The sequence below is a fragment of the Pseudoalteromonas sp. S3776 genome, assembly GCF_005886915.1.
In the GTDB taxonomy this organism is placed as follows: Bacteria; Pseudomonadota; Gammaproteobacteria; order Enterobacterales; family Alteromonadaceae; genus Pseudoalteromonas.
The window spans coordinates 39,531-46,931 of the sequence record NZ_PNCU01000069.1; the positions used below are offsets into that span (position 1 = coordinate 39,531).

Genomic DNA, 7,401 nt, shown 5'->3' on the forward strand with positions numbered 1-7,401 from the left:
GTATTTAATGAACCAAATAAACGATAACGTAAATAATGAAGAAATAATTGACTTTAGTGCCTACCTCAATGTGCTAAAGCGGGCAAAGTGGCGTATTTTAGGTTTTGCCATTGTAGCTACTTTGTTAGCTATTATGGTCACTCTAACTTTAGTGCCAAAATATGTAGCAACGGCAACTTTACTTATTGAGGCAGAACAAGCAAAAGCGGTTAGTTTTGAGGAGATATACGGCTTAGACTCAAATCAAAAAGAGTATTACCTAACTCAGTTTGAGGTAATTAAATCTGACAGTATTGCACGCGAAGTGATTGCAAAACTTGATTTGAAAAGCCATAAAGATTTTATTGCTAAGCCGTCTGCAATTAGTGAAGTAAAAGAGGCTATAAAATCACACTTGCCTTTTTTAAATAAAAAAGAAGCAACTGTGTATTCTGCTGAAGAACAAGCTGAGCGTGAAATGCTCGGTTTATTATTAGCGTTTAAATCTCGCCTTTCTGTTTCGCCTATTCGTAAAACACAGTTAGTTAAAGTGAGCTTTGAATCAAGCGATGCAAAATTAGCGGCACTTGTTGCCAATACTGTGGGGGAAGTTTATATAGAAAGCCAAATGCGTGCCAAAATGGGCATTACGCAACAAGCATCTAGCTGGCTAAACACGCGTTTGTCTCAACTTCGTGTTCAGTTAGATGACTCTGAGGTACGTTTGCAGGCATACCGTGAACAACAAAAATTAGTTGATATTGAAGGAATAGCAGGCCTTGCAACGCAAGAACTTGAACAAATATCGCAACAACTAGTAGTAGTGCGAAACGAAAAAAACAACCTAGAAAGCATTAACCGTGTAATTAGTGAATATGGTAACAATAACTTAGAGCTACTAGGCAGCATGCCAGAAATTACCTCACATAAAGTGATACAAGATGTCAAGCGAGAGGTTATATTAGTTGAGCGTAAATTGAGTGATTTAAGCGAAGTATATGGCCCTAAGCACCCTAAAATAATTTCTGCTAAAGCAGAGCTTGCTACCGTAAAAAGTAACTTAAATAAACAAATTAAAGGCCTTATTACCGGTATTGAAAAAGAGTTAAACCGCGTCACACGAACTGTTAGTGCGCTTGAGCGTGATTTAATTAAAATACGCGCTGAATACCAAGACATTACCCGTAAAGAAACCAAATATAACCAATTAAAACGTGAAGTTGAAACTAACCGTAATATATTTAATACGTTTTTATCCCGCTCTAAAGAAACCGAGGTAACAAGCGATTTTAGTTCGGCTGCTGCACGATTTACCGACCGTGCCTACGCACCTAAAGACCCAGCTAAACCAAATAAAAAACTTATTGTTATTTTGGCATTTGTTGCAAGTTTTGGTTTTGCAGTTGTAATGAGTTTTGTATTTGATGCCTTAAACGATACAGTTAAAACTAAAAACGATGTTGAGGGGAAACTCGCTCAGCGTATGTTAGGTTTATTACCTAATGTACCTATGCCTAAAAAGAGCGTATTCCCCATACATGCTTACCTTGACGATAACTACAGACGTTTTGCAGAGTCTGTACGTACATTCCGTACTAGTTTATTGTTAACTCAGTTAGAGCGTGACCATAAGGTTATTGCTGTTACATCCAGCTCTCCGGGTGAGGGTAAAACAACTACTTCAGCTAATTTAGCAATGTCGCTTGCGCAAATGGGTAAAGTATTACTTATTGATGCAGATTTACGTAAACCAAGTATAGCAAAGCGCTTTGATATACCGGTATTTCATCCTGGACTAAGCAATTTAATGATAGGCACCGAGCAGTTTAGTGAATGTGTACATGTTGATGGACAGTCGGGTGTGGCTATTATGCCTAGTGGGCAAATTCCTGGTAACCCGTTGGAACTACTATCAAGCTCGCGTTTTAACGAAGTGCTCGATGTGCTAAAAACTAAGTACGACCATATTATTATTGATACACCGCCTACCCAAGCAGTGAGTGATGCACTTGTTATTTCACAAAGTGCTGATTCGGTAATTTATGTTGTTAAATCTGACGTAACACGTATTAAACCTATAAAAGCAGGTATAGAGCGTTTATTTGAGTCAAAAGCTCATGTTGCGGGTATTGTGTTAAATAAAGTTGATATGAGTAAAAACAAAGATGAGCATAGCCATGGTTATTACGATTATTACGACTACTCGCAAAAGCCTGAGCAACCAACCTCTTAATTGCTAAAAATTTATGTTTGATATTCATTCTCATATTTTGCCAGGCATTGACGATGGCGCTAAAGATTTAAACGAGTCTTTAGCGCTATTAAAAATGGCGCAAAGTGATGGGATAACACATATGGTGGCAACCCCACATATTCATATAGGCCGATTTAATAACTCAGCAAAAGCACTTAATAATGACATTGATGTTTTAAAGCAAGAGGCTTTAAATGCAGGTATTGATTTAAAGCTTGCAGTAGCTGCAGAGGTTAGGCTCGACATCGAATTAATGGGTCTTGTTATGGCAGGACAGTTACCTTTTATTGGTGCGTTAGATTCGGTTAATTATTTATTGTTAGAGTTACCGCATTCCCATGTACCGCAAGGCTACGATAAGTTTATAAACTGGCTATCAAAGCAAAATATAAAAGCGATAATTCCTCACCCCGAACGCAACAGAGATATCCAAGCAAACCCATTTTATATTGAGCGTTTAAAGCAGTTAGGTTGTGATTTTCAATTAACAGCCTCAAGCATAGAAGGGGCGTGGGGCGATACTGCTAAAGCAATTAGTATTGATATGCTACAAAAAAGCTTGGTTAGTTATGTTGCAAGCGATGCACACTCAGTCAAACGCAGGCCTCCATTATTAAGTAATGCAAAAAGGCTCGTTACCGATTTAATAGGTGAGTTAGAAGCACAAAACTTGTTTGTAAACAATCCACAGCGTTTAACAGAGTCTTTGTTTGATGAGTAATTTAAAAAAGCTAACTCAAATTACATTGCTTGCAATTATTACTTTGTTTATTAGTTTTGAAAGCATACAAAGTATGCGTGCTAATGCGTGGTATTTTAATGCATTAAATACGCTAAAACAGCCAGATGATTTACTAACACCTCAAGAGCTTAGCCTGGCAAACGAGGCAATAACACTCGCCACACAACTAGAGCCTCTCCAAGCGCATTATTGGCAGCTAAGTGCTTATATAAAAATGCTTAGCCTAACTAAAAATAATGTAAACGTTGAAAGCGCTCCTAAAGTATATAAGCAAGTAGAGTCTTCTCTTTTAAATTCGTTAAAGTACAGAACGTCGTGGGCCGAAACATGGATAGACTTAGCTAAAGTCACTAGCTATAAAGAGGGCCCAAGCGATCGTGTGTTTGGTTATATTCAGCAGGCTAAAAAATCAGGCCCTTTTAAAATAGATGTTCATTTAGGTGTTATTGAAATAGCGCTTACTAATTGGCAGCAACTCCCTCCAAAATATAAAGCTTTGTATGTTAGCGAGCTTAGGCTTGCAGCCAAGCATGGCTATAAGTTTTCACGTGCGTTTGAGATAGCTAAGCAGACAAATACACTCCCTATTTTATGTTTGTCTCTTCAGTTTGGCGCACAATTTGAATCTGCCAGAAATAACTGGATGTTTAAAAAGTACTGTAAATAGGTTTTCTTGTTTAGGAAAATATTTCAGCTATTAGTTATTTAACCTCACCACCGTGAGTAAAGTGAAATTGCGTGTATTTACTTTAGAGCGTTGCTTCTCACGTTAAAAGCATAGCTTCTTTTTAAAAGATCATGTGCACAAAGAAGCAAATGAGAAGCCATTGGCCAAGCTGCTTAATAACTTTGTTCTTCAACCCTCTAAAGCGGAGCGTCTCTTAAGCTCTTTGTGAAAAATTACCTAAAAGCAAATTGCACGAAGAGAAGAAAATGAGGAGTAAATGAGTAGACATAAATACACCAATGAAGGTTTATTACTTAATAATTTATCACTACTCTAAAAGCGAAGCGTCTCATGACCTCTTTGTGAAAAATTACCTAAAAACAAATTGCACAAAGAGAAGAAAATGAGGAGTAAATGAGTAGATATAAATACACCAATGAAGGTTTATTACTTAATAATTTATTACTACTCTAAAAGCGCAGCGCCTCTTAACCTCTTTGTGAAAAATTACTTGAAAACAAATTGCACGAAGAGAAGAAAATGAGGATTAAATGAGTAGACATAAATACACCGATGAAGGTTTATTACTTAATGATTAATTACTACTCTAAAAGCGAAGCGCCTCTTGACCTCTTTGTGAAAAATTAACTAAAAAAATTGCACAAAGAGAAGAAAATGAGGAGTAAATGAGTAGACATAAATACACCAATGAAGGTTTATTACTTAATAATTTATCACTACTCTAAAAACGCAGCGTCTCATGACCTCTTTGTGAAAAATTACCTAAAAACAAATTGCACGAAGAGAAGAAAATGGGGAGTAAATGAGTAGACATAAATACATCAATGATGGTTTATTTACTTAGCCACTAGATCACTTCTCTATAGCGCAGCGTCTCTAAACCTCTTTGTGAATAATTTTACTGTAGGCGCCTTGCTTGTTGGCGCTTTATTTATAGGTATGTAAAAGCGTTGCTTTTAAACGCCAGCAAGATGCGCGTCTACAGAGGAAGGTTTGGTATGTACTTGTAAGCGTATAGTTTACTTATGTTAAAAGCGCGAAAAAACATGTGCAGCCTATTTAAAAATCACTTAACTTAGTTGTATGAAAACGCCCAGAGCCATTGTAAATAGCTCTGGGCTATAAATGGCTCTTAGTTGAGCCTTGCGCTAACTAAATACACTTTCGTAATTCTTAGGGAGAAGAAGAAAGTACATTCTAGTGTAGTTAACCAACCCGTAAAACTCTAAGTTTTGTTTGTTTATTAACCTAAAATAATAACAAAGGATTAATTAAGTTGTGCACAGGTTAACTAATGTATTGCTTGTTTTATGCCCAGCTTATTAACTGCGTATTTTGCACGAGATCGCGAGGCAAAGAGTTTTTTATTTTATTTTTTTGCCATTTACCCAGTCCAATAGGGCAGCCACATAAGGTTAATACTACTTCGCCGGTGGCTTTTGTAACGTCTTCAAGGCGTACATCTTTACCGTTAAAATAGTCATTTGCTTGCTCGTTTGTTAAAGCATAGGTATTGCTTTTACACTCACTGCCAAACACGGTAGCAAATTCGTGAGTAAGCCTTACACCATTTTTATGAATAATACCCAGCTGAATACCTAAACGTGCGTATTTAATTTTATTTTGCACGGCTTCAAACCCATCAGGAAACAACCACAGCTCTTTATCGCGTTGCATTAATTTACCTAGCAGCGCTTTTAAACCAAACTGCTTTTTAAGCTGGCTCATAAATAACGTGGTTTGCTTTTTATCAAACTCGTTAAACGGAAACGCACCTTTTTTAACCGTTTGGGTTGGGTTATTGCAGCTTGCTCGTTTTTTAAATTTAGCAATAAAAAAACCTTCACTGTCGTACGTTTGCGGCCATACATGTAAGTAGCCCTCGGGAGTTGTGGCTTTTTCTGCGCCTTCAAATAAATCACTAAGCGCTTGTGGCTCAATGTAGTCGCCAAATTCACTGAGTAAATAATCACATACTTGTTGGTTTTCGAGCGGGGTGAGCGTACAGGTTGAATACACAAGCGTACCACCTGGCTTTAATGCGTAAAAGGCGCTTTTAATTAAGTCTTTTTGTACTTGAGCAATCTCAATATTTGATTCTATTGACCAATTTTTAAGTGCGTCGGCGTCTTTTCTTACCGTTCCTTCGCCTGAGCAAGGCGCATCAAGCAAAATGCTATCAAAGCATTCAAACATGTAGTTACCAAATATAACACCATCAAAATGCGAAAGCGCACAGTTACCTACACCCATACGTTTAAGCGTTGCGCTCAGTACTTTTAAGCGAGACGACGAAAGCTCGTTGGCAACCAGTACGCCTTGGTTATTCATGAGTGCGGCAAGTTGTGAGGTTTTAGAGCCTGGGGCTGATGCCATATCAAGCACATAGGTATTATTTTCGTCTGCGTTTTTAATACTGTGTTTTAGTGCCATAGGCGGTAGCATTGAGCTTGCCTCTTGCACGTACATGGCACCGCTTAGGTGTAGGTCGGTATTGCCCAGTGCTAAATTTTGCTCTTCATCGCTTGGGCGCTCTAGCCAAAAACCCTCGTTACACCAAGGTATAGGGGTAAGTTGCCAGTTTTTTTGTTCTGCGCGCTTTAAAAATTCTTCAATCGAAATTTTTAATGTATTTACACGAATAGACTTTCTGAGCGGGCGACGACACGCGTTTATAAAGTCGTCTAAATTAAGGTGAGCAGGTAAATAGGTTTTTACGTCATCAATAAAGTGCTCAGGAATATAAGTGTTGGCGTTCACGCAGTGGCTCTTACATTAAAAAATAAAGCGTGATATTAGCACTTTTAAAGAGTTTTTTCAGCGTTAAATAGCGGTTTTATAATTTGCTAGAATGTCGACATATTGTGTTTTTAGTTTTGTTTTAAAGCAGATTTATACGACTTTAGATTAACAGTGTCGACAATATATGTGTTTTTTACTCCTTTTTAACTTATTTGGGGTTGACATGTTTTTTTATTAAGCACATAGTTAGCTCATTAATTGTCGACAATTTATTTATAAAGCCATGACGCAACCTTTTTTAATCGATACACCAATTACTACAGCTTCTGATCAAGTGTTTGTAGATATGCGCCGTGAAATAGTAGAGGGCAGCATAGAGCAGGGTAGCAAAATTTCAGAGCCAGAACTTGCTAAGCGTTACAGTGTAAGCCGTGCCACGCTTAGAGAAGCACTTAACCGCTTAGAAAGCTGTTACTTAGTAGAGCGTAAAGCGAACGTGGGTTGCCGTGTTGTGGCACTCACTGCAGAGCGTTTAATTGAGGTTTATCAAGTACGCAGTTCTCTTGAAGGTTTAGCATGTAGGCTTGCTGCCGACAATATGGAACCCGATGAGGTTAAAGGCTTAAAGCAATTACTTAATCAACATTTGCAAACTCAACGCGTTAAAGAGGGCGAGTCGTACTATCAAGAAGCGGGCGATTTAGACTTTCATTATCGCATTATTAAAGGTAGTAAAAACGCGCACCTTATCCATTTGTTGTGTAATGGACTTTACCAGTTAATACGTATGTATCGTGTGCAAATGGGTATGGTGGGGCCGCGCGTATCTAAAGCGTTTGACGAGCATTTAGCCATTATAAACGCAATAGAGAACCACGATGGTGAACTTGCTGAAATGCTGATGAAACGCCACATTAGTGCATCGCAAGCTAATATTCAAACCAAATTTGATTTGCTGAATAAGCAAACAAACACTTTGCTAAAAGCTAAAAGCTA

The 7,401-nt window shown here is 37.9% G+C and carries 5 protein-coding genes; 4 read left to right on the top strand and 1 reads right to left on the bottom strand.

The genetic code is table 11. The annotated features are described in order from the left end of the window. The first annotated feature begins 7 nt into the window (after window positions 1–7). The 3 genes from CWC16_RS18415 to CWC16_RS18425 are packed head-to-tail and all read left to right on the top strand — an operon-like array spanning window position 8 to window position 3,642. Window positions 8–2,212 carry a GumC family protein gene (locus CWC16_RS18415; RefSeq protein ID WP_138542585.1) on the top strand — a complete coding sequence of 735 codons (2,205 nt, stop codon included), beginning with the start codon at window positions 8–10 and terminating at the stop codon, window positions 2,210–2,212. A gap of 13 nt (window positions 2,213–2,225) precedes the next feature. Then, window positions 2,226–2,954, top strand: coding sequence for a tyrosine-protein phosphatase (locus CWC16_RS18420; RefSeq protein WP_138542586.1), 729 nt, complete (start codon window positions 2,226–2,228; stop codon window positions 2,952–2,954). Next, a complete protein-coding gene (locus CWC16_RS18425) occupies window positions 2,947–3,642 on the top strand; it encodes a VpsP family polysaccharide biosynthesis protein (protein ID WP_138542587.1) in 696 nt (231 codons plus the stop codon). Before CWC16_RS18420 ends, CWC16_RS18425 begins: the two co-directional genes overlap by 8 nt. A gap of 1,329 nt (window positions 3,643–4,971) precedes the next feature. Here the strand turns inward: CWC16_RS18425 and rsmF are convergent. Further along, window positions 4,972–6,423: a 16S rRNA (cytosine(1407)-C(5))-methyltransferase RsmF gene (rsmF, locus tag CWC16_RS18430; protein WP_138542588.1), complete on the bottom strand. Its 1,452-nt coding sequence runs from the start codon at window positions 6,421–6,423 to the stop codon at window positions 4,972–4,974. A gap of 265 nt (window positions 6,424–6,688) precedes the next feature. On the opposite strand from rsmF, the gene CWC16_RS18435 reads away from it, so the two are divergent. After that, window positions 6,689–7,401 (top strand): GntR family transcriptional regulator (locus tag CWC16_RS18435; protein ID WP_138542589.1); only part of this gene is annotated, 713 nt, incomplete at its 3' end.

What these genes read in the sequence shown, in the direction of transcription:
- CWC16_RS18415 (WP_138542585.1), top strand. Translation starts at nt 8, where the DNA reads ATGAACCAAATAAACGATAACGTAAATAATGAAGAAATAATTGACTTT.
- CWC16_RS18420 (WP_138542586.1), top strand. Translation starts at nt 2,226, where the DNA reads ATGTTTGATATTCATTCTCATATTTTGCCAGGCATTGACGATGGCGCT.
- CWC16_RS18425 (WP_138542587.1), top strand. Translation starts at nt 2,947, where the DNA reads ATGAGTAATTTAAAAAAGCTAACTCAAATTACATTGCTTGCAATTATT.